Source organism: Sabulicella rubraurantiaca, from assembly GCF_017355885.1.
Classification (GTDB): Bacteria; Pseudomonadota; Alphaproteobacteria; order Acetobacterales; family Acetobacteraceae; genus Roseococcus; species Roseococcus rubraurantiacus.
This window is the reverse complement of sequence record NZ_JAFEUU010000002.1, coordinates 246564-267570: the sequence shown is the minus strand read 5'-3', so window position 1 is coordinate 267570 and position 21007 is coordinate 246564. Positions and strand designations below refer to the sequence as shown.

Annotated in this window: 22 protein-coding genes; 14 read left to right on the top strand and 8 right to left on the bottom strand. The window is 71.3% G+C overall.

What is annotated here, in order from left to right; all coding sequences use genetic code 11:
• Positions 1-78: 78 nt before the first annotated feature.
• Genes JTJ31_RS05240 through JTJ31_RS05225 form a run of 4 tightly spaced genes read left to right on the top strand, consistent with a single transcriptional unit; the run spans position 79 to position 2869 of the window.
• On the top strand, positions 79-1062 hold the full coding sequence (locus tag JTJ31_RS05240; protein WP_207537560.1) for a Bug family tripartite tricarboxylate transporter substrate binding protein: 984 nt from the start codon (positions 79-81) through the stop codon (positions 1060-1062).
• Positions 1063-1110: 48 nt separating this feature from the next.
• Positions 1111-2322 carry a pyridoxal-phosphate-dependent aminotransferase family protein gene (locus JTJ31_RS05235; RefSeq protein ID WP_236019896.1) on the top strand — a complete coding sequence of 404 codons (1212 nt, stop codon included), beginning with the start codon at positions 1111-1113 and terminating at the stop codon, positions 2320-2322.
• A 40-nt stretch (positions 2323-2362) separates the two neighbouring features.
• On the top strand, positions 2363-2584 hold the full coding sequence (locus tag JTJ31_RS05230) for a hypothetical protein (RefSeq protein ID WP_207537559.1): 222 nt from the start codon (positions 2363-2365) through the stop codon (positions 2582-2584).
• 48 nt (positions 2585-2632) lie between these two features.
• Positions 2633-2869 carry a DUF2171 domain-containing protein gene (locus JTJ31_RS05225; protein WP_207537558.1) on the top strand — a complete coding sequence of 79 codons (237 nt, stop codon included), beginning with the start codon at positions 2633-2635 and terminating at the stop codon, positions 2867-2869.
• Positions 2870-2875: 6 nt separating this feature from the next.
• On the opposite strand, the gene JTJ31_RS05220 is transcribed toward JTJ31_RS05225, so the two are convergent.
• The gene (locus tag JTJ31_RS05220) at positions 2876-4411 is read right to left on the bottom strand and encodes a serine hydrolase domain-containing protein (protein WP_207537557.1); all 1536 of its coding nucleotides are present in this window, start codon (positions 4409-4411) and stop codon (positions 2876-2878) included.
• A 44-nt stretch (positions 4412-4455) separates the two neighbouring features.
• On the opposite strand from JTJ31_RS05220, the gene JTJ31_RS05215 reads away from it, so the two are divergent.
• The gene (locus tag JTJ31_RS05215; protein ID WP_207537556.1) at positions 4456-5043 is read left to right on the top strand and encodes a NeuD/PglB/VioB family sugar acetyltransferase; all 588 of its coding nucleotides are present in this window, start codon (positions 4456-4458) and stop codon (positions 5041-5043) included.
• On the opposite strand, the gene JTJ31_RS05210 is transcribed toward JTJ31_RS05215, so the two are convergent.
• The gene (locus JTJ31_RS05210) at positions 5040-6140 is read right to left on the bottom strand and encodes an endo-1,4-beta-xylanase (protein WP_328805673.1); all 1101 of its coding nucleotides are present in this window, start codon (positions 6138-6140) and stop codon (positions 5040-5042) included. The two genes, JTJ31_RS05215 and JTJ31_RS05210, sit on opposite strands and share 4 nt — an antisense overlap.
• 2 nt (positions 6141-6142) lie before the next feature.
• The gene (locus JTJ31_RS05205; RefSeq protein ID WP_207537555.1) at positions 6143-7033 is read right to left on the bottom strand and encodes a fumarylacetoacetate hydrolase family protein; all 891 of its coding nucleotides are present in this window, start codon (positions 7031-7033) and stop codon (positions 6143-6145) included.
• A 150-nt stretch (positions 7034-7183) separates the two neighbouring features.
• Between JTJ31_RS05205 and JTJ31_RS05200 the strand changes: the two genes are divergently transcribed.
• Positions 7184-8110 carry an SMP-30/gluconolactonase/LRE family protein gene (locus JTJ31_RS05200; RefSeq protein ID WP_207537554.1) on the top strand — a complete coding sequence of 309 codons (927 nt, stop codon included), beginning with the start codon at positions 7184-7186 and terminating at the stop codon, positions 8108-8110.
• A 7-nt stretch (positions 8111-8117) separates the two neighbouring features.
• Here the strand turns inward: JTJ31_RS05200 and mdoH are convergent, their stop codons facing one another.
• The 3 genes from mdoH to JTJ31_RS05185 form a co-directional block, all read right to left on the bottom strand.
• Positions 8118-9905 carry a glucans biosynthesis glucosyltransferase MdoH gene (gene mdoH, locus JTJ31_RS05195; RefSeq protein WP_207537553.1) on the bottom strand — a complete coding sequence of 596 codons (1788 nt, stop codon included), beginning with the start codon at positions 9903-9905 and terminating at the stop codon, positions 8118-8120.
• On the bottom strand, positions 9902-11275 hold the full coding sequence (locus tag JTJ31_RS05190; protein ID WP_207537552.1) for a glucan biosynthesis protein: 1374 nt from the start codon (positions 11273-11275) through the stop codon (positions 9902-9904). Before JTJ31_RS05190 ends, mdoH begins: the two co-directional genes overlap by 4 nt.
• Before the next feature lie 134 nt (positions 11276-11409).
• Positions 11410-11913, bottom strand: coding sequence for a type III secretion system chaperone family protein (locus tag JTJ31_RS05185; RefSeq protein ID WP_207537551.1), 504 nt, complete (start codon positions 11911-11913; stop codon positions 11410-11412).
• A 203-nt stretch (positions 11914-12116) separates the two neighbouring features.
• Between JTJ31_RS05185 and JTJ31_RS05180 the strand changes: the two genes are divergently transcribed.
• Both JTJ31_RS05180 and JTJ31_RS05175 read left to right on the top strand, forming a co-directional pair.
• Entirely contained in the window at positions 12117-12461 is a 345-nt protein-coding gene (locus tag JTJ31_RS05180; RefSeq protein ID WP_207537550.1) for a DMT family protein, read from the top strand.
• Between the two features lie 57 nt (positions 12462-12518).
• Positions 12519-12839, top strand: a complete 321-nt coding sequence (locus JTJ31_RS05175) for a hypothetical protein (RefSeq protein WP_207537549.1) — start codon at positions 12519-12521, stop codon at positions 12837-12839.
• On the opposite strand, the gene JTJ31_RS05170 is transcribed toward JTJ31_RS05175, so the two are convergent.
• Both JTJ31_RS05170 and JTJ31_RS25175 read right to left on the bottom strand, forming a co-directional pair.
• On the bottom strand, positions 12814-13266 hold the full coding sequence (locus tag JTJ31_RS05170) for a DUF1810 domain-containing protein (RefSeq protein ID WP_207537548.1): 453 nt from the start codon (positions 13264-13266) through the stop codon (positions 12814-12816). The genes JTJ31_RS05175 and JTJ31_RS05170 overlap by 26 nt on opposite strands.
• Positions 13263-14495 (bottom strand): cytochrome P450, encoded by a 1233-nt coding sequence (locus JTJ31_RS25175; RefSeq protein ID WP_207537547.1) that lies wholly within the window; start codon positions 14493-14495, stop codon positions 13263-13265. The genes JTJ31_RS05170 and JTJ31_RS25175 overlap by 4 nt, the downstream gene beginning before the upstream one ends.
• Positions 14496-14535: 40 nt before the next feature.
• Here JTJ31_RS25175 and JTJ31_RS05160 point away from each other — a divergent pair, with 40 nt between their 5' ends.
• The 6 genes from JTJ31_RS05160 to JTJ31_RS05135 all read left to right on the top strand — a co-directional run bounded on the left by JTJ31_RS05160 (position 14536) and on the right by JTJ31_RS05135 (position 20932).
• Entirely contained in the window at positions 14536-15591 is a 1056-nt protein-coding gene (locus JTJ31_RS05160) for a type III polyketide synthase (protein WP_207537546.1), read from the top strand.
• Positions 15588-16274: a methyltransferase domain-containing protein gene (locus JTJ31_RS05155; RefSeq protein WP_207537545.1), complete on the top strand. Its 687-nt coding sequence runs from the start codon at positions 15588-15590 to the stop codon at positions 16272-16274. Before JTJ31_RS05160 ends, JTJ31_RS05155 begins: the two co-directional genes overlap by 4 nt.
• Complete coding sequence (locus JTJ31_RS05150) at positions 16264-17331, top strand: NAD(P)/FAD-dependent oxidoreductase (RefSeq protein ID WP_207537544.1); 1068 nt, start codon at positions 16264-16266, stop codon at positions 17329-17331. The genes JTJ31_RS05155 and JTJ31_RS05150 overlap by 11 nt, the downstream gene beginning before the upstream one ends.
• A 46-nt stretch (positions 17332-17377) precedes the next feature.
• Positions 17378-18034 (top strand): ribulose-phosphate 3-epimerase, encoded by a 657-nt coding sequence (gene rpe, locus JTJ31_RS05145; RefSeq protein WP_207537543.1) that lies wholly within the window; start codon positions 17378-17380, stop codon positions 18032-18034.
• A gap of 2 nt (positions 18035-18036) precedes the next feature.
• Positions 18037-19653, top strand: a complete 1617-nt coding sequence (locus JTJ31_RS05140; protein ID WP_207537542.1) for a heparinase II/III family protein — start codon at positions 18037-18039, stop codon at positions 19651-19653.
• Positions 19654-19822: 169 nt separating this feature from the next.
• Entirely contained in the window at positions 19823-20932 is a 1110-nt protein-coding gene (locus JTJ31_RS05135) for a glycosyltransferase family 4 protein (protein WP_207537541.1), read from the top strand.
• The last annotated feature ends 75 nt before the right edge of the window (positions 20933-21007 follow it).

The window sequence follows — 21007 nt, the reverse complement described above, 5'->3', positions numbered from 1 at the left end:
TCGCCCTTTCCGGGTTGCGCGGGGCGGCGAAGGCCGCTTTGCTCCGTGCAACACGAAGAACCAAGGGAGATTTCCTAGATGCGGTCCTGGCTCCTCGCCGGCCTCTCGATCCTGCTCGCGCCCGTTCTGGCCGTGGCGCAATCCTTTCCCGAGCGGCCCATCACCCTCGTCACCGGCTTTGCCCCTGGTGGGTCCACCGATATCGCCTCGCGCCTGATCTCTGAGCGCTTCGCGGCCAATCTGGGCAACAATGCGCGCATGGTGGTAGAGAACCGGCCCGGCGCCTCCGGCACGGTCGCGGCGGACTGGCTGCGGCGGCAGGCGCCGGATGGCCACACCATCATGCTGATCGAGGTGTCGAGCCACGCCATCGCACCCGCCGCGCTGCAGGGCGGCACGCCCTTCGACCCGGTCGCCGACTTCACCCAGATCGGGATGGTCGGCACGGCGCCGCTGATCCTCGTCACCAACCCGAACTTCCCGGGCCGCTCGCCGAACGAGGTGATCCAGCGCCTTCGCTCCTCCCGCCCGGATGAGCTCAGCTACGCCACCTCCGGCGTCGGCTCGATCCCGCATCTCGCGGTGGAGATGCTGGCCGCCACGCTGGGGGCGCGCTTCACCCATATCCCCTACCGCTCGGGTGGGCTGATGCTGACGGCCATCCACCAGGGCGAGGGGCAGTTCGGCGTCGCCGTGCTCGCCTCCGCGGCCGGGCAGGTGCGGAGTGGGCTGGTGCATGGCCTGGCCGTGACGAGCCGCGAGCGCTTCCCCTCCTTCCCTGAGATCCCGACCCTGGCCGAGTCCGCGCTGCCGGGCTTCGAGATGACGACCTGGAACATGATCATCGCCCCGCCGCGCCTGCCGCCGGCCGTGCTGGCGCAGCTCAACCGCGCCCTGGTGACGACGGTGGGCGAGGCGCCGGTGGTGGAGCGGCTGCTCACGGCTGGCGTCACCGCCTGGACCGGCCCCAACACCCCCGAGGTGGCGCGCGACTTCCTGCAATCCGAGGTCCGCAAGTACCAGGAGGTGGTGCAGCGCACCGGCGTCCGGCTGGAGCGTTGATGCCCCAGGCATTCCGCGCTTGACTGTCGGCGACCAGAGGAACGCCGAATGATGGACGGAATGCCGCAGGTGAAGCCCGCACGCCCGGTGGCGCGCGGGCGCTTGTTCTTCGCGAATCCGGGGCCGACCAATATCCCCGATTCCGTGCTGCTCGCCACCGCGCGGGCCAGCGTGGACTTCAACGACCCTGCCTTCCTGGCCGTCTATGACGCCTGCGTGGAGGGGCTGAAGAAGGTGCTGAAGACGAAGCAGCACCTGTTCATGTATACCGCCTCCGGCCACGGCGCCTGGGAGGCGTCGCTGGTCAACACACTCTCGCCCGGCGACCACGTGCTGATTCCCGAGACGGGGCATTTCTCGGACTCCTGGGCGAAGATGGCGAAGGCGCTCGGCCTGCGTGTGACGTTGCTGGAGGCCGACTGGCGCCGCGGCATCGAGATGGCGAAGATCCGTGAGGCGCTCGCCGCCGACACGTCGCACGACATCAAGGCGGTATGCTGCGTCCACAACGAGACGGCGGCCGGCACGCGCCTGCCGATCGAGCAGGTGCGCGCCATCCTGAACGAGGTGAAGCACCCGGCGCTGCTGATGGCGGACACCATCTCCTCGCTCGGCTGTTTCGACTTCCGCATGGATGAGTGGGGCGTGGATGTCTGCGTCGGCGGCTCGCAGAAGGGGCTGATGCTGCCCACCGGCTTCTCCTTCACCGGCGCCTCGGAGAAGGCGATGGCGGCGCATCGCGCCTCCAGGCATCCAAAGCATTACTTCGACTGGACCGAGATGCTGGCGCGCCGGCAGAAGAGCTTCGTCGGCACTGTCCCAGTCACGCTGTTCTACGGCTTGCAGGAAGCGCTGCGGCTGATGCTGGACGAGGAGGGGCTGGAGAACGTCTTCGCCCGCCATGCCCGGCTGGCGAAGGCGGTGCGCGCCTGCGTGAACCACTGGTCGGGCAATAACGGCCCGCAGCTTTTCTGCCAGAACCCGGAACGCGTGTCGGACAGCGTCACCGCCGTGCTGATGCCGCAGGGCTTTGACGCCGAGGCGGTGCGCAAGATCGCGCTGGAGCGGTTCAACGTTTCCACCGGCGGCGGCCTCAACAAGCTGTCGGGCAAGGTGTTCCGCATCGGCCACCTGGGCGACCTGAACGAGCCGATGATCCTGGGCACGCTCGGTGCGGTGGAGATGGCGCTGGGCCTCGCGGGGGTGCCGCATGCCAAGGGCGGCGTGCAAGCCGCGATGGATGCTTTGGCATCTTCCTGAAGTCGCGGGCGTTCCTTTCAGACAGAAAAAAGGAACGCCCATGGCCCTGCTCGCCGCCCGCATCCACCCAGCCCTTCCCATGCTTGGCGGCGAGGCGCGCATGCTCGGCCACGTGAGCCGGCAGGAAAGGCGGCACATGAAGCTGACGCGGGATTCCGCCGGGCGCCATCACCTTTGGCCGCTTTCGGCGGCGGCGACGATGGACGGGACGCGGCCCACCCTGCTGATGCCGCCCGCCGAGGCCCCCCTGCTGGAAGCCTGAGCGCCGCATCCGCGTTTCCCCTCAGGGTCCCGCAGGAGGAGACGAAGGATGATTCACGGCATCACCGAGCACATGGAGATCCTGGGCAGCGATGGCGGGCTGGTCGGCCGCGTGGACAAGGTCGAGGGCGACCGCATCAAGCTAACCAAGGACAGCGACCCGCATCACGCCGGGCATCACCACACCCTGCCGCTTTCCGCCGTGCAGTCCACCGAGGGCGGCAAGATCACGCTGCAGATGAGCGCCAGCGAGGCGCGGTCCAAGCTGCAGAAACAGATGGGCTGAGGCGCCTCAGCGCCTCTCCATCACCAGGCCTCGGACCCGCCCGCTATTCACCGTGAGGCGGGTCCCCCCGGCATCGGGGATGAGGTCGGCCCAGGCATCGAACAGGACCGAAGGCATGTGCAGGCGCAGGAAGCCCGGCGCCAGCGCCTCCAGCCGCCAACGCGCGCCGCTGCGCAACGGGCCGCTGACCTCGACGGCCTCGCCCTCGATGCGCCATTCCGCGCCTAGCTCGGCGGAGGACCAGCTGCCGTCCAGCGCGGGCAGGGGGCCACCCGGTGCGCGCTCGAAGCGCACCACCGTGCCCGCATCCAGCTCCACCTCCAGCGCCTCGCCGTGCCGGGGCAGGATGCTGAAGGGAAAGGCGCCGCGCCGCGCCACCCAGCGCCCGCCCTCACCGGGCAGCAGGGCGAAGGGCACGCCATGCATGCGCGCCGTCCCGTCCTCGGCGATGTCCAGGGACAAGCCGGTATCCATGCTGATCCAGCGCCCGGCCAGCCCGTCGCGGGACGGTATCTCCGGCGCGGGGGCGAGCGCGCCATCGCCCTCCAGCGCCGCCTCCATCACCTCGAAGGCCATGCGCCCCGGATCCAGCGCGGCGGAATTCGCCAGCACGATCACGGTCAGCGCGCGGGAGGGCAGGCGCAGCAGCGCGGATTTGTACCCGGGCCACAGCCCGCCATGCCCGACCAGGGCCAGGCCGCGCCAAGCCTCGTTCTCCAGCCCCAGCGCGTAGCGGTTGCTGGCGCCGCCGGTGAAGGGCGCCATGGCGGAGAGCGCTGCTTCCATTCCCTCGCCCAGCGCCGCGCGCGCGAGGCCGCGCGACCACAGCGCCAGATCCTCCACGGTGGAGGCGAGGCCGCCCTCGCCGCCCAGCGGCAGCCCGTGCGGAGCACGCCGTCCATCGGCGAGGTAGCCGGTCGCCAGACCCGGCACGGGCACCAGCAGGTCCGGCGTATGCGCCGTGCGCGTCATGCCGAGCGGCGCGAAGATGCGCTTGCGCAGGAACTCGGCCAGTGCCTCGCCCGAGACGCGCTCCACCACCTGCCCCAGCCAGCGGAAACCGGTGTTGCTGTAGAGGAAGCGTGAGCCGGGGGCGAAGTTCAGCCCAGTGGCGCGGGCGATGGCGGCATCCAGCTCCGCCTCGCTCACCGACAGGGACAGGTCGGCCCCGCCGAGGCGCAGCAGGTCGAACATGTCCCGCACGCCCGAGGCGTTGCGCGCCAGCAGGTCCAGGCGGATGCTCCGCAGCGATTCGGGGAGGTGCGGCAGGTATTTCCCCACCGGGTCCGCCAGGGAAAGCCGCCCCTCGCGCTCCAGCAGCAGCAGCGCGGCGCAGGTGACGTGCTTGGACACGGAGGCGATACGGAAGGCGGTGTCCGGCCCGATCGGAATGTCGTGCTCGACGGAGGCGAGGCCGCCCGAGCGGCGCAGCAGCAGCGCGCCGCCCCGCGCTACCCCCACCGCCGCGCCGGGCTTGCCCGCCAGCGGGGCCAGCATCAGCCCGACGCGCCGTTCGAGGCGCAGGAGATCCAGATCACGCATGGCGGCGAGACTACACGGGACAGGCTGGGAAGGAAGCTGAGGGGATGCGCGTGACGATCCTGGGTGCGGGCGGGCATGGGCGCGCGGTGTGCGAGGCGGCGCGCGACGCGGGCTTCGAAGTCCGCGGCTTCCTGGATGCCCGCGCGCCCCTGCCCAACATGCTCGGCCTGCCTGTGCTGGGCGGCGAGGCGGCACATGATGGCGGCGCGCTGCTGCTCGCGCTGGGCGACAACGCCACCCGCCTCGCCGCTGCGGCGAGGCTCGACGCGGCGCTGCCGGTGCTGCTGCATCCTTCCGCCATTCGCGCCCGCAGCGCTGTGCTGGAGGAGGGCGCTGTGATCATGCCGCGCGCCGTGCTGGGCGCCTGCGCGCGGGTCGGACGCCTCGTCCTGGTGAATACCGGCGCCATCGTCGAGCACGACTCGGTGCTGGATGAGGGCGCGCATCTCGCGCCCGGTTCCATCATCTGCGGCGGCGCGCACATCGGCGCCCGTGCGCTGGTGGGCGCAGGGGCCGTGGTGGCGCCTGGCGTTGTCGTGGGCGAGGGGGCGGTGATCGCGGCGGGCGCCGCCGTTGCCACCGACGTGCCGCCTGGCGCGCGCGTCGGCGGGGTGCCGGCACGCCCCCTCTAGGCGCGCGCGAAGGCGTCCAGCAGCGCGTCGCGGAAAGACTTGGGCCGAAGCGCGTCGTCGAAGGGCAGGCCGCGCGTTGTCGCGCCATCCGCGCGCGCCACGGCGGGCGTCGAAACCAGCCAGGATTCGCGGTCCGCGAGGCCCCAGGTCAGAACCGTCCTGACCCCGCCCGCGAGCGCCGCGCCCACGAAGCGCCTGACATACTCCGCCACCGCTTGGTCGCGCGCCTCCACACTCGGCGCCAGCACGTCCGGCTCGCGAATGTCCAGCTCCGTCACCAGTACGGCGAGGCCCATGCTTCGCATTTCCTGGCAGAAGGCAATGAAGGGCTCGGGCCGGAAGGGTTCGCGCATCTGCAGATGGGCCTGGATGCCGATGGCATCGAGCGGCGTGCCGCGGTCCAGCAGGGCGCGCACCTGGCGCAGCAGCCGTGCGCGCTTCTCCGCCGCCCAGGGTGTATCGGCCTCGACGCCATAATCGTTGAGCGTCAGGCGCAGCGTGCGGTCCATCTGCCGCGCCGTGCGCAGGGCGATTTCCACATAGCCGGGCCCCAGGGCGCGCAGCCAGGGCGTGTCGCGCAGATCGCCGGGTGAGGGACTGGGATTGTCGCTGCCGGGCGGGTTGGCGATGATCTCGTTCACCACGTCCCAGTCGCGCATCGCCGGGGCGGTGGTGCCCAGCACCACGCGGAAATGCTCCTCCAGCACGCGGCGGGCGCGGGCCGGGCCTTCCGCCAAAGCGGCTTCCAGCCAGGGCGGATTGGCCTCGTGCCAGACCAGGCAATGGCCGCGCAGGCGCTGGGCGGACGGATGTGCCTGCTGGAGGATGGCGCGCAGCGGCGCGAATTCGAACCGTCCCTCCTCGGGCTGGAGCGGACCCCACTTCGCCTCCCAGGCCGGGACCCAAAGCTCCGCCTCACGCTGGGCGAGGGTGCGCAGACCGGCATCACCAACCAGAACCTGGCTCTGCACCGCCGTGCCGAAGACGAGGCCGCGCGCCCGCGCTGCCTCGCGCAGGGTGGGCCGTCCCTGCGCCATGGCGCAGGGCGCCGCGCCGGCGAGGAGGCCAAGCCCCAGCGCCGCGCGGCGTCCCGTCACGCTCAGGCGACTCCGTTGCGGAGGCGCCCGATTCCCTCGACCTCGATCTCCACCACGTCGCCCGCCTTCAGCACCTGCGGCGGCTGCATGGCGTAGCCGACGCCCTCCGGTGTGCCGGTCATCACCAGATCCCCGGGCAGCAGCGTGAAGCCCAGTGACAGGTGGTGGATGATCTGCCCGATGTCGAAGATCATCTTGCTGGTGCGGCTCGACTGCCGCTGCTCGCCATTCACGGTGAGGCGGATGGCGAGATCGGAGGCGTCCAGTTCATCGGCCGGGATGATCCACGGCCCCATCGGGCAGGAGCGGTCGAGCGACTTGCCCTTGAACCACTGACCATAGCGGCGCTGGAGGTCGCGGCCGGTCACGTCATTGGCCAGCGTCCAGCCGAAGACATGGGACAGCGCGTCGCCCGGCTGGATGTCTCGCCCGGGGCGGCCAATCACAAGGGTGAGTTCCGCCTCGTAATCCAGCCACTTGGTCACGCCGGCCGCGCCGTGATCGGGAATCATCTCCTCCGGGCCGATCACGCATTCGGGGGCCTTGGTGAAGAATTGCGGATATTTCGGCAGCTCGCTGTTCTGGATGCCGCGCGTGCGGTCGCCTTCCGCCACGTGATCCATGTAGTTGCGGCCGACGCAGAACACGTTGCGGCGTGGCCGGGGCAGAGGGGCGAGCAGCTTCACCTCGGAGAGCTTGCGGCGCGCCCCGGCGGCGGGGTTCTTCAGCGCCGCGCGAATCGCCGAGAGCGCCCCCGCGCCGCCTTCCACCACCGACTGCATGTCTTCGTAGGGCAGGCCGGCGGCCGCGAGGTCGAGCACCTCTTCCTCGCCCAGCAGGGCGCCGGCGCGCGCGACGCCCCCGGCTTCAAAGGACACAAGGCGGGTGGGCATGGACGATCTCCAGGATGTTCGTTGCGTGCCGAGAGGGAAGGGCGGGACGCCGGGCTTGGCAAGCCTCCGGCCGCGATTTCGCAGCGGGTAGCCAGAGCCCGCGCCGCGTCGCATCCTTTCCTCGCAACGAAACCGGGGAGGGGACGAGGAATGCCGACCAAGGAGATGCGGATTCTGGCTGACGGGCTACGATTCCCCGAAGGCCCGGTCGCGATGCCCGATGGCAGCATCGCCCTGGTGGAGGTAGGCGGCGGCCGCGTCACCCGCGTGGCGCCGAACGGCACGAAATCCACCATCGCGGAGGTCGTGGGCGCGCCGAACGGCCTCGCCCTCGGACCCGACAACACCCTCATCCTTTGCAACAATGGCGGCTTCTCCTGGCATGAGGAGCCGGGCTTCCTGCGCCCGACCGGCCAGTCCGCCGATTATTCGGGGGGACGGATCGAGGTCATCGACATTGCATCGGGGAGCGTCCGCACCCTCTATGACCGCTGCGGCGATCACAGGCTGAAGGGACCGAACGACCTCCAGCTCGACGGCAAGGGCGGGTTCTGGTTCAGCGACCTCGGCAAGGTGCGTGCACGCGACCGCGACCATGGCGCAGTCTACTGGGGGGCGCTGGATGGCAGCGCCATCGTGGAGGCGGCGCATCCGGTGCCGGGTGGCGCCAATGGCATCGGCATCAGCCCGGATGGCGAGACGCTCTATGTCGCGGAGACGGAGACGGGGCGCCTCTGGGGCTTCGACATCCTCGGCCCGGGCAAGCTGCGCAAGTCGCCCTGGCCCAGCCCGCATGGCGGGCATCTCCTGTGCCAGTTCCCTGGCTTCCGGCGTCTCGACAGCCTCGCCGTCACGGCAGAGGGCAACATCGTGGTGGCGACGCTGGTGAGCGGCGAGATCACGACCGTCTCCCCGACCGGCGAGATCCTGGACGTGGTGCCGATGCCCGAGCCGATGCCGACCAATATCTGCTTCGGCGGACCGGATCTCCGCACCGCCTACATTACCCTCAGCACCACGGGCCGCCTCGCCGCCATGCCGTGGCGCGAGGCGGGACTGCGCCTGCCCTTCTGCTGAGCAGGCGCTAGGCCGCCAGGGCCTCCTGCTGCTCCACCGCGATGGCCGGGGCCGGGCGTGGCGAGGCGGGCAGGCCCAGGGCGGGCGCCTCCCGCAACTCAAGCTGCCAAGCGCGGCGCAGCGTCGCGGCGCGGCGCAACAGCGGCGAGGGATGCGCCTCCTCCTGCGTCCGGAAGGCGGCACCGGGAAAAGGGCGCGCGACGAAACGCGCAAGGGCGGGCGCCGTCAGCAAGGGCAGCGACACGGGCAGCAGCCAGGGCAGGGCGGCCGGCGCAACGAGGGAGGGCAGCAGCAGCGCCGCGCCGGTCGCCATGTGCGGTGCATGCTCCCGCAGCGCCTGGCGCCAGGAAGGCATGGCCGCCTCGCGTCCCTGCGCCGCCCAGCCGGAATCCCGACCCGACAGGATGTCCAGGATCTGCCGCGTCTGCGTCACCATACCGAGCGGAGCGAGCAGCGTGGTCAGCCCGAATTCGCGCAGCGCGTTGGCCGGCTCGCGCAGCCCCTGCAGCTTGGGCAGCAGCAGCAGCGCCATGGTCAGCGCCAGCAGCCCCGGCCCGGCCTGGGCTAGGCCGAACGCCGCCTGCAGCGCCGCCGTCCCGAGCAGGAGGAGCCAGAGCGGCGAGGCGGCATAGGCCAGGATGCCGTCCAGCAGGTGCAGCCGCGACAGCGGGTGCAGCCCGGCGGCGCCGAGCAGCGCGGCGTGCTGCAGATTGCCCTGGCACCAGCGCCGGTCGCGCAGCACCGCCGCGCCCAGCGTCGGCGGGCCGGATTCGTGCGAGCCGCTGGGCTCGGACCAGAGATGGACGCCCCAACCGGCCCGGCGCAGCAGCGCGGCCTCCACGAAGTCGTGGCTCATGATCTCGCCGCCGAAGGGCTTGCGGCCGGGGAGGTTGGGCAGGCCCGCGGCTTCGGCGAAGGCGCGGGTGCGGATGATCGCGTTGTGGCCCCAGTAATTGCCCGCCTCGCCATGCCAGGCGGCGAGGCCGCGCGCGATGCCCGGCCCGTGCATCCGCGCCGCCCATTGCTGCATGCGGGCAAAGAGCGTGGTGCCGCCCACCAGCGTCGGCAGGGTCTGGATCAGACCGGCACGCGCATCAGCCTCCATCGCGGCGGCCAGGCGGTGCAGCGTCGCCGCCGCCATGACGCTGTCCGCATCCAGGATCACGAAATGCTCATAGGCGCCACCATGGCGCCGCACCCAGTCGGCGATGTTGCCGGCCTTGCGCCCGGCATTGGCCGGGCGGCGGCGATAGAACACGCCTCCGGCATGGAGCAGGGAGAGACGTCGCGCCGCCTCCGCTTCGCGTGCCTGCCGCGCCGGGTCGGTGCTGTCGCTGAGCAGGAAGATGTCGAAATGCGCCGCGATGCCGCGCGCCAGCAGCGCCTCGCGCATTGCATCCGCCGTGCCGAAGACGCGCGCCGTTTCCTCGTTGTGCATGGGAAACAGCAGCGCGGTGCGGCTGCGCAGCGGGCCGGCATGCAGCGGCGGAGCGGGACGGTGCAGCATGCCCGCCACGAAGGAGCAGGCCGAGAGCGCCAGCCGCGCGAAGAGAACGAGGAAGATGGGCAGGGCAAGGAAATCGGGCCCCTGCCAGCCATCGCTGCCCAGCGCTGCCGCCATCTCCCATCCTGCGAAGCCGGTCAGACCCGTCGTGCCGCCCACCACCCCGGCGCGCCGCGCGACGAGGCCGGGCGCGGCGGGATGCGCCCGCAGACGCCCCCGGTCGAAGCGCTGCTCGGGCATCGCCAGCTTCGCCTCCGGTGGGGTCGCGCCACGCCGGGTCATCATGTTCATGCGGGGTCTCCCCACCATGTCTCGGACAAGGCGCGCCCGTCGCGCGCCAGGAAGGCCCGTGCCGCGCCATGCGGGCGCAGGGCCAGCGACGCCTCACCAGGCGCCGCTTTGAAGTGGATGATCTCCGCCGATTGGGTCACCGGTATGGCGTCATTGAGGCGAGCGCCGATGAAGCGCAGCCGCACCGTGCCGTCGTCGCGCGACGCCTCAGCGATGCGTGCCAGGCCGGGGCGCGGCGGCGCGTCGTCGGCCCAATGGAGGCGCCAGGCGGTGCGGAAGGCCTCGCCCGGGCCGGGTGGGTTGGTTGGCTGCCAGGCCAGCGCGACGTTGTCGTGATACTCGTCGCGCGCCGGCATCTCGAACAGGCGCAACGTGCCTTCGCCCCAATCGCCGATCGGCTCGGCCCAGAGCGAAGGGCGATGGCCGTAGCGCGCCTCGGCATCCCCGAACGCCGCCGCACCGCGACGCCGCTGCAACAGGCCAAAGCCGCGTGGCGAGGCGAGCGGGATGTCGGTCACCAGCGGCGCCGCCGGGTTGCGCAGGGGCCGCAGGACTCGCTCGCCCGCTGCCGTCTCGAACAGCAGGGAGTCGCTGTCATGCACGGCGGGACGCGGATCGCCGGGCCATGCGCCGCTGAACCAGAACATGGAGGAGAAGGCTGCGAGGCCCAGCCCGTCCATCTGCCGGCGCGGGAACAGGGTGGCGTGAAGCTCCGTTACCGTGGGCGAGCCAGGGCGAACCAGGATGCGGAAGGCACCGGCGAGACTCGGCCCGTCCAGCAGCGCCTCCACCTGCGCCTCCTCCGCGCCACCGCCGATGCGGAAGGCGCGGAAGAGCGGGAACTCCTCCGCGTCGGTGGCCAGTCCGACGGAGACGGCGCGGGCGGAGATGCCATAGGCGTGGCCCCGCCCCAGGGCGCGGAAATAGGAGGCGCCCAGGAAGGACACCACCTCATCCCAACGTCCGGGCGCGTTAAGTTCGGAGAGCAGACGGAAGCCGGCGTAGCCGATCTCCGGAAGCCCGGGCGGCGCGTCCTGCCACGCGGCGGGATCGTAAGGCCATGGCCGCGCCACGCCGCCTTGCTTCAGCGCGATCTCGATGCGCTTGGGGAACAGATAGCCGCGATGGAAGGGCATGGCGCGGAAGGCGCCCAGTTGCGGAGCCGGGCTGAGGAAGATCAGCCGGCGATACCCATCATAGTCTAGGCGGCGCAGCGCTTCGGGCAGTTCGGAGTCGGGCGGGACAAAGGGGCGGTCCGCCAGAATCCGAGCCTGCGACGCGAAATCCGATTCGGGCATCGCCCCGCGCGCGCCCAGGGGAAGACCCGCCCCCGCCCAGGCCGCGAGGGTCAGTTCCCTGCGCCGCAACACCACTGCCTCCGTGTCCCGATGTAGGAGCCAACACGCGGAGACATGGCACGGTTTCCCCTGAAGCGGCATGGTCCCACTGCCGCAGCGAAGGGAAGCTTATGGGAGGATAGAGGGGCGCGGGTGCGCCCCCTTGCTCAGGCCTCGCCGACGCAGTCCAGCATTGCGGCGTCCAGCGCCTCGGCCGGCGCCTTGCCGCCCCAGAGCACGAACTGGAAGGCGGGGAAGAAGCGCTCGCACTCGGTCAGGGCGATATCCACCATGTCCTCCAGCGATTCGGCCGAGGCGCCGGACGCGCCGCGCAGGAGCACGGAGTGGCGGAAGACCGGCGTGCCTTCCTCGCTCTCCAGGCCGAAATGGCCGATCCACAGCTTCTCGTTGGCGCGGGCAAGCAGTTCGAAGAGCGGGGCGCGGCGCGCCTCCGGCACCTTCGCCTCGAAGGCGCAGGAAAAGTGCATGGCGCTGATCTCGGGCGCCCAGGAGAAGAACAGCGTGTAGTTGCACCACTGGCCGGGAGCCTCGGCCGCCATCTCGCCATCCGAGCGGCGCTCGAAGGTCCAGTCATTGGCGATGACGATCTGCTCCAGCACGTCGAGCGGGTTGGAGAGGTGTTCGGTGGATTCCACGAGCAGTCCGGACATGCGCGGCACTCCCCTCATGACGCCCCCCGGCCCAGCCCGGCAAGGCGGGCGCGAACGGCTGTTCTTTCTTCCAAACGACGCCCAACCCACAAGGTTTGGGAGAACACAGCGCGATTCACCACCACGGATAGGGTAGGGCCAGCTGATTCCGCGCCGCAAGATGAGATCGTGACGGAAGCGCCCCAAAGCGGCAGGGTGTGGCCATGCCGCCGCTGCTTTCCACCGCCCTGTTGCTCCTCGGTTCCAACGTCCTGATGACGGTCGCCTGGTATTGGCACCTCCGGAAACCTTGGCCGCTCGTCGCCGCCATCCTGATCTCCTGGGGAATCGCCTTCTTCGAATACTGCCTCGCCGTGCCGGCCAACCGGATCGGCTATGCGGGCGGGGTGACGGGACAACAGCTCAAGGTGATGCAGGAGGTGATCACCCTCGCCGTCTTCGCCGCCTTCTCCGTCGTGATGCTGGGCGAGCCGCTGCGCTGGACCTATTTCGCCGCCATGGTCTGCTTGGTCGCGGCGGTGGGGTTCATCTTCCTGCCCGTGGACTGATCTTTCTTGCCCATGAGGGTGCGGAGGGGAGAGAATCGGCGCCCAGGGAGCACGCCCATGACGCGCAACGCCATCCTCGCCCTGGCCGTCTGGCCGGGACTCGCCTTCGCCCAGCCCGCCCTGTCGCCGCCGCAGGGCGCACCGCCGGCGCCGTCGCGCTACGCCTGCCCTGGGCAGGTGGAGTGCTACGTGCGCTGCATGACACCAACCCTCGGTGACTACGAGGTCGGGCTCGTCTCCACTGCCGAGTTCCTGTCGCCCGGCCCCGGCGGCACCCCTGCCGGACTGCGCGTCACCGCGCGCGGCGGGGCGGTGTTCCACCTGCTCGGCGAGGGGCTGCAATGCCGCTTCTTCAACCTCGCCCCCCAGCCGGGGTGACGGAACCGCCCAGCAGCGCCAGGGTGCGCGAGTCGGGCTTGCCCTCGAAGAACCGCGCCAGCGCCTCCTCGAACAGGGACGGGCCGGGATGCACCCGCGCGAAGAGCGTCATGCAGGAGCGGAACTTCATGTCATCGGGCGAACCGAACAGCGCGTGCGCGGAAGCGGCCGGCGCTGCCAGGGCGAGCGCCGTGCAATCCAGCAGCCGCGGCCCCAGCTGGGGATGCGCGAGATAGGCCTGCGCCTCGTCCATCGAGGCGATGCCATAGCGATGCGCCATCTCGCTCTGCCCAAGCCCGCGAAGCTGCGGGAATACGAACCACATCCAGTGGGAGCGCTTGGCGCCCGTCCGCAATTCCGCCCGCGCCCGGTCCAGCACCCCCTCCTGTGCCGCAACGAAGCGCGCGAGGTCGAAGGGGTCACTCATGGCCGGACCCGGATGCGGAAGCGCGACCGGGGCAGGGCGGGCATCCGGCCGGGCGGGAGGGAAAGATCCTGGGGCGGTACGTCCCACCGGATGTCGCGCGCCATCAGCCGGGCGATGACCTTCATCTGCTCCACCGTCACCCATTCGCCCGGGCAGCGATGCGTCATGGCATGCTCTCCGCCGCCATGCGGGACGAAGCCCGGCTGCGTCTTCCAATCCGCGCCGCGCCAGCGTTCCGGGCGGAATTTGTCGGGCTCCTCCCACGCCGCTGGGTCGCGCCCCGTGCCGAACAGGTCGAGCAGCACCCAGTCGCCCTCGCGGAAATCATGGCCGCGCCAGCGGAAGGGCTGGCGCACGATGCCGCCCATGAAGGGGATGAAGGGGTAGAGGCGTCGCACCTCCTGCACGAAGGGGTCTACCCATTCCTCGTCCGCCAGGCGCTCGCGCCATTCTGGGTTCTCGTGCAGCGCCAGGGCGATGAACATGGCCCAGCGCGCATTGGCGACGGTGGCGCGCAGGATGTTGATCAGCTCCACCCCGGCGGTGACGACATCCAGGAGCCGCCCGTCCCGGTCGCGATGCGCGGCGATCGAGGCGGCGGCGCTGCCCGGGGCCAGGCCGACCCGGCCGTCGCGGATGCCCTGGATCACGCCGCGCGCCCAGCGCTCGGTGCGGCGGCGCTGCCAATGGCCCCGCCAGTTGCGCGGCCCGACCGAACCGGTGCCCTCCACCATGTCGCGGAACTCGCCCGCCCGCTGGCGCACCTCCTCGGGCGGCAGGGCGAGCCCGGCCCATTCGGTGATGGCGGCGGTCAGCGGCTCATGCGCCGCGTCGAAGAGCGAGACCTCGGCCTCCCGTGCCCATCGGGCGGCGGCGCGGCGCCAATGATGCTCGGTCAGGCCGGGGAGGCGGCCCAGCGCCTCGGGCGCCAGGATGGAAAGCAGCAGCGCCTTGCGGTGGCGATGATCCTCGCCATCCAGGGCCATGACGCTGCCGAAATCCTGGATCAGCGAGAAGGTAGTGGCGGGCAGGGCGCCCTGCCGCGTGAAGCGCCTGGGGGTGTAGAATTGAGCCGCCGCCTCCGCCCCTGTCATGCAGGTGACCTCCCGCCCCATCACGCGCGCCACGAAGATGTCGGAGCCGAAGCGGCGGCTTCGCGAGGGGATGAAGTCATAGCCTTCGCGCAGGACGGCGATGCCACTTTCGGGAGAGGGGTCGCGGGGAATCACCCACCGCCAACGCCCCAGGCGCGGGCACGTTCACCCTCCCATGCCCCCTGTCTTCCTGAATGCGATCGGCACGGCCACGCCCCCGCATGACGTGCACGAGCGCTTCCTGGCGCATGCCCCGACACTCCTGCGGACGGAGCGCGACCGCCAGCTTTTCGTCCGCATGGCGGAACGCTCCGGCATCGCGCATCGCTGGTCCTTCCTGCGCGGCGAACTGTCCGACCGGTTCTACATCCCCGGCCGCTTCCCGACGACCGCCGAGCGCATGGCGCGCTATCGCCAGGACGCGCTGCCCCTCGCGGAGGCGGCGCTGGAATCGCTGGGGGAACGGCTGGGGCGCGACTGGCGGGTGGGGGTGACGCATCTCCTCCTCGTCTCTTGCACGGGGTTCGAGGCGCCGGGGCTGGACCAGCGCCTGATCGCGCATTGCGGGCTGGACCCTTCGGTGGAACGAAGCGTCATCGGCTTCATGGGCTGCAACGCCGCCTTCCACGCGCTGAAGCTGGCGCGCCACATTGTCCGCTCGGAACCGGCCTCGCGGGTGCTGGTGCTGAACCTGGAACTCTGCACGCTGCACTTCCAGGAAACCGACAGTCTCGCCCAGGCCCTGTGCTTCATGCTGTTCAGCGATGGCTGCGCAGCCAGCCTCGTCAGCGCCGAGCCGAGGGGGGTGGAGCTGGAGCGCTTCAGCCAGGTGACGCTTCCGGATTCCATGGACCTCATCACCTGGCATATCGGCGACGATGGCTTCGACATGGGGCTGTCCGGGCAGGTCCCCGCCACCATCCTGTCGCACCTGCCGGAGCACCTCGCCGCGCTGCTGGGCCAGGCCAGGCAGGAGGAATTCCCGCTCTGGGCGGTGCATCCGGGCGGGCGCTCCATCCTGGACGCGGTGCAGCTCTCGCTGGGGCTGCGCGACGCCGCCCTCGCCGCCTCGCGCGAGGTGCTGCACGATTTCGGCAACATGTCCTCGGCGACGGTGATGTTCGTGCTCGCCCGCATGATGGAGGAGGCGGGGCAGGGGCGGCGCGGCATCGGCCTCGGTTTCGGGCCGGGCGTGGGGGTGGAAAGCCTCCTGTTCCGCGAGGCAGCGTGAGCGGGCGTTCCCACGAAGCCGAACTGATGGACGGGGAATTCCTGTCCTACGCGGAATTTCGCGACTGCCTGCGCCAGCTTGACGCGATCAACGGCCTTTCACTCGGCCACCGCCCGACATTGCGCTGGCTGGCACGGCTGGTGGGCGAAAGGCGCAGCATCTCCGTGCTCGACCTCGGCTCCGGCGGTGGCGACATGCTGCGCCGCATCGCCCGATGGGCGGCGTCGCGCGGCGTCGAGGCGCATCTGATCGGGCTCGACCTCAATCCCATGGCGGCACGCGCCGCCGCCGAGGCCACGCCGCCCGGCATGCCCATCCAGTGGGTGACGGCGGATGCCCTGTCCTGGACACCGCCCGACCGGCCCGACGCGGTCATCAGCGCCCTCTTCGCCCATCACCTCGAGAACGAGGCCATCATCGCCCTGCTGCAGCGGATGCAGGGCATGGCGCGGCTCGGCTGGTTCGTGAATGACCTCCATCGTCACTGGCTGCCGGAGCATTTCCTGCGCCTCGCTTTTCGCTGGCCCGGGGTGAACCGGCTGGTGCGGCATGACGGCCCCATCTCGGTCCGCCGCGCCCTGACGCGGGCGGAATGGCAGGCGCTGCTGGACCGCGCCGGGGTGAGGGCCGAGATCACCTGGCATTTCCCCTTCCGCTGGGGCGTCGGGACACATGCGGCCTGAGGTGCTGGTGGTGGGTGGCGGCCCTGCAGGTGCCGCAGCCGCCCTCGCCCTGGCGCGGCTGGGCCGCCGCGTTTCGGTGCTGGAGCGCGAAACGGCGCCGCGCCACGCCGTCTGCGGCGAATTCCTCTCCGCCGAGGCCGCCGAGGCGCTCACCCGCCTCGGCCTCCCGCCCGCGGCGCTGGGCGGCGCGCCGGTGGAGCGGGTGCGTCTGGCCGCTGGGCGTTGGGACGCTGCGGGCACGCTGCCCTTCCGCGCCTTCGGCCTGTCGCGCCGCCGCATGGACGCGGCATTGCTGGACGCCGCTTCGGTGGCCGGCGCCACCGTGCGGCGTGGCGTCCGCGTGCGGGGCCTGTCCCCCGCAGGCGAGGCGCGGCTGGAAGGCGGCGAGATCCTCGCGGCGGAGCGCACCCTGCTCGCCACCGGCAAGCACGGGCTGCGCGGCTGGAAGCGCCAGAAAGGGCGGCCCATGCTGGGCGGCAAGCTGCATTTCGCGCTGCGCCGCGATCAGGCGCGGGCGCTGGACGGCCATGTGGAGCTTCACCTTCTCCCGGACGGCTATGCCGGGCTGCAACTGGTGGAAAACGGCACGGCCAATCTGTGCTGGCTGAGGGAAGGCGGCGATCTGGCAGTGCCTGCCCCGCCGGGCTCCCTGCTCGCCTCCCGGCTGGAAGGGGCGGTGCCGCTCTGGCCGAAGCCGCTGGCCGTGGCGCGCGTCCCCTACGGGCACCTGCACGCGCCTGCACCCGGCGAGGTGGTGTTCCGCCTGGGCGACCAGGCCGCCGTCACTCCCTCCTTCACCGGGGATGGCATGGCGATCGCGCTACATTCCGGACTGCTCGCCGCCTCCATGCTGGGCGGGGGGGCGCCTGCGTTCCATGCAGCGCTGCGCCGCGACGTGGGCGGGCAGATGCGCCGCGCGCGCCTTCTGCTGGCCGGGATGGGGCTGCCGGCCGTGGCGCTGGCGCGGTTCCTGCCCGGTCTGCTGGGGCTGGGGGCGCGCCTGACCCGGCTGCCGCAAGGCTGCGGGAGAGTTTTCAATCCCCTCGGCTTGGGGTAGGGGTCACGCATGCGGCCCTTGCCGCCTTCCCGCGCAACTGGACGGCATGAACCCCACCCGCATCGCACCTTCCCTGTTGGCCGCCGACTTCACCCGACTGGGTGAGGAAGTGCGCGCGGTGGAGCGGGCGGGCGCGGACTGGCTGCACCTTGACATCATGGACGGGCACTTCGTCCCCAACATCTCCTACGGTCCGGGGCTGGTGAAGGCGCTGCGCCCGGCGGCGGCGATGCCCTTCGACGTGCACCTGATGATCGCCCCGGCCGATCCCTTCCTTGCCGCTTTCGCCGAGGCAGGCGCGCAGTGGATCTCCCTCCATCCGGAGGCGGGGCCGCACCTGCATCGCTCCCTGCAAACCATCCGCGCCCTGGGCTGCCGCCCCGGCGTGGTGCTGAACCCGGCGACGCCGGTGGAAAGCGTGGCCCATGTGCTCGACCTCACGGACCTCATCCTGGTGATGACGGTCAATCCCGGCTTCGGCGGGCAGTCCTTCCTCCGCGCCCAGCTCGGCAAGATCGCCACGCTGCGGCGGATGATCGCCGAGTCAGGGCGCGACATCGCCCTGCAGGTGGATGGCGGCGTGACGCGCGAGACGGCGCCGCTGTGCCGGGAGGCCGGGGCCGACGTGCTGGTGGCCGGCACCGCCGTCTTCGGCGCCCCCGACTACGCCGAGGCCATAGCCGCCCTCAGGGAGAGCGCCTGAGCATGAGCGACATGTTCCGCAACGCCCGCCGTGTCCTGTCGCGGCTGAAGCCTGTGCGCGTGCCGGACAACCCGGCCCGCGCCTTCCGCGACCTTTGGCCCGGCGACGCGCAGCGCGGCGCGCGTATCCTGCGCGGCGAGCTGGAGGTGGCAGGCACGGCGCGCCCCCTGGGCGGCTGGGACGCCTCGCGCGGTCCGGTGCGCTGGCGCGCCGCGCTGCATGGCTACACCTGGCTGCGCGACCTGCGGATGCTGGGCACCGATGCCGCACGCGTCGCCGCGCGCGACCTGGCCGAGGACTGGCTGGCCCGCGGCGCGCGCGAGGCGCTGGCCGAGGCGCCGGAAGTGGCCGGGGCGCGCGTCTGCGCTTGGCTCGGCCACTGGGACTTCTTCGCCGAGACGGCGGAGGATGGGTTCCGCCGCGCGCTGATGCAGCGCCTTGCCCTGGATGGCCGCAACCTTGCCGCCGCCCTGCCGGAGGAAGCCGCGCATCGCGGCGCGCTGCTGGCGTTGAAGGGCGTGGTCGCTGCCTCCATCGCACTGGAGGAGGAAGGCTGGCTCCTCCGCGCCCTGCGCTTCCTGCCTGGCGAGTTGGAGCGGCAATTCCATCCCGATGGCGGCCATGTGGAGCGTTCGCCCGCCGTGCAGTTCCTGGCGCTGCAGGACCTGATCGAGATCCGCAACATGCTGACCGGGTGCAGCATCGCCGTTCCGCCGCAGCTGACGGCGGCGCTGGAGCGCGCGGGCCAGGCGCTGCGCCTGTTCCGCCACGGCGACGGCACGCTGGCCCTGTTCAACGCGACGCGGGAGGAGCCGCCAGCCACGGTGGACGTGGTGCTGGCCCAGGGCCAAGCGCGCGGCCGCGCCCCCATGCTGCTCGAGGAGACGGGGTTCCACCGTCTGGCCTCGGGCCGGACGCTGGTGATCGCCGATTGCGGCGGGCCGCCGCCGCCCCGCCCGGCCGACCCGGCGACCGGCCTGCCGCGCGGCGCCGACCGCCTTGCCCATGCGGGCACGCTGTCCTTCGAGATGTCGGTCGGTCGTGACAAGCTGATCGTGAATTGCGGCGCCGTGCCGGCCGGGGACCCCGCCTGGCGCGACGCGATGCGCTCCACCGCCGCCCATTCCACCCTGACCCTTGCCGACACCAATAGCGCCGAACTGCGCGAGGAAGGGCTGAACCGCCGCCCCGAGCGCGTGGAGATCGAGCGCCAGGAGGCGAGCGGCGCGCAATGGCTGGAGGCGAGCCATGACGGCTATCGCCGCACCCATGGCGTGGTGCATCGCCGCCGCCTCTACCTGAGCGAGAGCGGCGACGATCTGCGCGGCGAGGACATGCTGGAACCCTTCCCCGGCGCCGGCGTCGCCTCCGTGGTGCGGTTCCACCTGCACCCGTCGGTGACCGCCACCTTGCAGGAGGAAGAAGGCGGCGTGCTGATGCGCCTGCCCGGCGGCCAGGGTTGGCGCCTGCGCGCCCGCGGCGCCCGCGTGGCGCTCGAGGACAGCGTCTCCATGTCCAGCGCTGAGATGCGCCGCGCCCAGCAGGTCGTGCTGACCGCCGAGAGCGAGAGCGAGTCCATCCAGTGGGCGACCACGCGGGTCCCCGCGCACCCCGCGTGATCGCCCTTTTCGCGCCCTCAGGCGCCGGGCGTGGCCTCCGGCCGCTTAGCTTGCGCGCCTCAGAGGGGGAGCGCGCGCGGAGAGGTTTCGAACCGCGCGCCGGCCGCCTTGCGGCCGGATTCTATCGGGACGGTTCCCTTTCCTGTTTGGGTGATTCCGGCTGCGCGCGATGAAAGTGGCGCAGGTTACGAACGTGGATTTCTCCCTGCGGCATTTCCTTTTGCCGCTGATGCGCGGCGCCCGCGCGCGCGGGCATGAGGTGGTGGGGATCTGCGCCGAAGGCCCGTTGCTGGACGGGCCACGTGCGGAAGGCTTCCGCATCCTCACCCCGTCGCTTGCCCGCTCGCTCGACCCGCGTGCGCAACTCCGTGCCCTCCGGGAACTGCGCGAGCTGATGGCGGCAGAGCGCTTCGACCTCGTCCATGCGCACATGCCCATCTCGGGCCTGCTGGCGCGTGTCGCGGCACGGTCGCTCGGCGTGAAGCGCATCGCCTATACGAGCCACGGCTTCCTGTTCAACCAGCCCGGCCCGATCTGGCGGCGCGGCCTGTCGCTCGGGATGGAATGGCTGGGCGGCCGCCTCACCGACACATTCCTGACGGTGAGCGAGGAGGAGGCGCGGGATGCCAGCCGCCTGTTCATCCACCGGGGCGCCACCGCAACGGGCAATGGCCGCGACCCCGCCCTATTCCATCCCGACGCCACGACACGTGCGGCGCTGCGGGCGGAGATGGGGGTAGAGGAGGGCGATTGCGTCGTCCTCGCCGTGTCGCGCCTCGTCCGGCACAAGGGCTGGCCCGAATTGCTGGAAGCGGCGGCGGCGGTGCCCCGTCTGCATCTCTGGGCGATCGGCGAACGTCTCGCCTCTGACCACGGCGAGGACATGGCGCCGCATTTCGCGCGGGCGGAAGCGGCAATGGGCACACGGCTGCGTCGCCTCGGCTATCGCCACGACGTGGCGCGCTTCCTCCAGGCGGCCGATGCGTTCTGCCTGCCCTCGCATTTCGAGGGGCTGCCGATGAGCGTGATCGAGGCGATGCTCTCCGGCCTGCCGGTGGTTTCCACCGACATCAAGGGCTGCCGCGAATTGGTGCGCGACGGGGAAACCGGTCTGCTGGTCCCGTCCCGCGACACCGTCCGGCTGGAAGCCGCCCTCGCGCGTCTCGCCGCCGACGCGACGGAGCGCCGCGCGATGGGCGAGGCGGGCCGCCAGCGCGCCCTCGACCGCTTCACCGAGGCGCGGGTGGTGGAACGCACGCTCGACCTGCTGGGCCTCTGATCTGAAGCATTTTCAAGCCGAGCGGGATCGCTCGACGACTCGGAAAATGCGTTCAAACGACAGGATAGACCCCTT